Source organism: Collinsella aerofaciens (genome assembly GCF_005845035.1).
Lineage (GTDB): Bacteria > Actinomycetota > Coriobacteriia > Coriobacteriales > Coriobacteriaceae > Collinsella > Collinsella aerofaciens_I.
Genome location: NZ_SPFO01000044.1, coordinates 1 through 1,887, shown reverse-complemented (window position 1 = coordinate 1,887; position 1,887 = coordinate 1). Strand labels below are relative to the sequence as shown.

General features: G+C 51.9%; 2 protein-coding genes. Both read left to right on the top strand.

The window, feature by feature from the left end; translation table 11 throughout:
• Positions 1-396: 396 nt before the first annotated feature.
• Positions 397-1,056: a DUF1648 domain-containing protein gene (locus FGQ67_RS09965; protein WP_138341790.1), complete on the top strand. Its 660-nt coding sequence runs from the start codon at positions 397-399 to the stop codon at positions 1,054-1,056.
• Positions 1,057-1,606: 550 nt separating this feature from the next.
• Positions 1,607-1,801, top strand: coding sequence for a ribbon-helix-helix domain-containing protein (locus FGQ67_RS09960; protein WP_138341788.1), 195 nt, complete (start codon positions 1,607-1,609; stop codon positions 1,799-1,801).
• The last annotated feature ends 86 nt before the right edge of the window (positions 1,802-1,887 follow it).

Sequence of the window (1,887 nt, the reverse complement as noted above, 5' to 3'; positions counted from 1 at the left end):
GACAGACCGAATGAAGATGCGTGCGACGGGGGCGAGGCGAATGGCTGAGCGGTATCGATATGCGGGTTCAACGGTATTATATTGACCACATAGATTATTAACTTGCTTGACTTGTAAACCTAGTCGTCCTGTCATCATATTCAACTTCGAAAAATGGGGAATGAGGGCATCCCGATGCATCGAGTATTACTGGAACCCCGGCGATACGCTGAATGATTTGTGACGAATAGTCATGTCCATCAAGAAGGCTCGACGCTTCGGGCAGCTCGTCAATCGATATATCAATTCTTGGAGACATGTATTCCTACCATTTTTAAAGAAACAACGGCGGTAATCGCTATCGCGATTGCGCCAATAATACCGAGCGCCATCTATTTATACTTGATTTAAGGCGGAGTGGAATGTGGGCGCGCAAGGAGATGCGGAATCGATGAGAGCCTCAAAAAAATTACTGCAGTGTTATCATCATTCATCCTCTCTATTCTTCCATTTCTGATTCTATGGGCGGCTTGGTCAGTCCTCCCTGATACAATTCCCGCTCATTGGAGTGGGGGTGTGGTTGATCGATGGGGTAATAAGCTTGAATTGCTGGTTGTTCCGCTGTTTTCTCTGATTGGTTCTTTTGCAATTTCTGTGTACCTTATTGTTTCCACGCGGCGAAGAGAGTTCGCGGATTTCTCTGTTCGAATGCGACGGGACTTTGTTGCGTGCTATATTTCTAGTCTTCTTTTATCGACAACCTGCTCAGTGATAATTGCCGTTTGGGTTCAGTTGATTCTTACGCAAAACACTGCGGTTGATGGGGGGCTTGGACTATCGATCCTGTATTCCCTTCCCGGGCTATATGTGATCTTGTGCGCTTTGCCGTCTTTTTATGCGAGCGGCGAGAGCAAAAAGGCAGAGCGCCTGATAACAGTTCTTATTGGCGGCGCGGAGATTGTTCTTTGTGGAATAGTGCTTGAAGGTTCGGCTGCCTCTTATGCGATGATTGGACTGATGATTCTGTTCTGTGCGTTTGAGATTGTGTCACAGGTAAGGGATAGCCGGTCCTTATGAGTTGAATTACGCGCGTGCGGATATAAAGGGTGGCATGTTAAATTTGTTGAAAGCTCTGACATGCGCTGTCGACTTCATTAAAATCGATTGCCGATCAAGTCTTCCTATATATGCGAGCCCCAAGAAACTGCGCTGTGAACCTGAGTCCTCTATCGATCGACCCGGTGCACCGGGCCGCTGTCCTCGAGCCGGCAACAGCTTGCCGGTCTCAAAACGTATGCCGTCCGGCACGACCGACGGCCGAGTCTTGCGCCCCGTTCGGGCAGCGCCAGAACCCCGTGCCGGAACCCATGCGGTCGATTGCAGGGGAATTCAGCCGAGGCCATCGAGGAGCCGACCTAGGGACGGTGCCCTCAGTCCTCGAAGGATTTCAACCGCCCCTTAAAGGCTCGGATTGATTTAACGGTTGATTCAATCCGGCAGAATATGCCGGGCATGGACCGGTTGACACAATGTAAGGTAAAAAGCAGATGCGGCCGTACGCCGGTGCGGGGTTCGGGTGATGTGATAGAAAGAAATATACGTATTACATCTAACCAAGAGGTGCGTCATGGCAACCGCCACCGCAGCCCTGAGAATCCCCGAGGACCTTGCGAACAGGTACGACCGCCTGGCGAAGTCGACGGGCCGCACGAAAAACTTCTACATGACGGAGGCGCTTGCCGCAGAGATAGGCAGGCTCGAATACGAGTACGGCCTCATGAATTATCCGGGAAGCGTTTGGTTGCGAGGTATGCCAGTGTGAGGGCCTGATTCGTCAGGCCCCGCACAGGGGGACCGCGATGGTGGCCACCGCGCCGCCCGAGGGGCTGTTGGCGAGCGAGACGGAGC

Excerpts from the sequence above, each read along its gene's own strand:
- FGQ67_RS09960 (WP_138341788.1), top strand. The coding sequence starts at position 1,607 with ATGGCAACCGCCACCGCAGCCCTGAGAATCCCCGAGGACCTTGCGAAC.